Source organism: Aurantimicrobium sp. (genome assembly GCF_036667855.1).
Lineage (GTDB): Bacteria > Actinomycetota > Actinomycetes > Actinomycetales > Microbacteriaceae > Aurantimicrobium.
The window spans coordinates 1-692 of the sequence record NZ_JAVWTF010000126.1 but is presented as its reverse complement, the minus strand read 5'-3'; the positions used below and the strand labels follow the sequence as shown (position 1 = coordinate 692).

1 protein-coding gene is annotated in these 692 nt (G+C 51.2%); it reads left to right on the top strand.

Translation table 11 applies throughout. The annotated features are described in order from the left end of the window. Window positions 1-461: 461 nt before the first annotated feature. Window positions 462-692, top strand: a 231-nt coding sequence (locus RR877_RS10670) for a leucine zipper domain-containing protein (RefSeq protein ID WP_332628260.1), incomplete at its 3' end; no start/stop codon positions are given.

The following is a 692-nucleotide window of genomic DNA, read 5'->3' as shown; positions in this document are numbered from 1 at the left end:
CTGAATGAGACTTTGCTACTGAAAACCGAACCAATAGGGCGCTCTCCAGCCATTCTGAATAGATGAGTCCGCGCATCTGAAACAGACTGGCGCTCGTCATGCCCACAATCAGGAATCCGCTCTGGCAATGTCGACAGCACGGGATCCATCTGATTTCGAAGCGCTTGCAAAATACACCGCATTCGACTCGGCGGTCACTACAAAAAGAAACGCTACATCTGCTTCATCGAACTTTTTGAAATGCGCATTGTTGGCCAGTCAAGAGGGGAACTCCTGTGAAAAATCACCCGCGAATCAAGGCAGGATAATCAACCCCCAAATGAAAGAAACACCTGAACACATGAGTTCAGGTGTTTCCGATGTCTTGCGACATCACATGGCGGTCCCGGTGGTGTCTGGTTGCAGGACATAGGAATAACCTGTCGCAAGACATCGGAATAATTCACTGCTCAACTTGAGCAATGAACAAAGCCCGGCTCATCATCACCGCTATCCACGCCGAAAACCTCACACAAGATGAAGCAGCCAGACGCTACGGCGTCTCACAAAGTTGGGTTTCCAAACTCCTCCACCGTCACCGCACCGAAGGCGAAGCAGCCTTCACACCCAAATCCAGACGACCCCACAACACCCCAACAGCAACACCACCAGACACCCTCGAACTCATCAGAGAGATCAGAGCCACTCTCGAA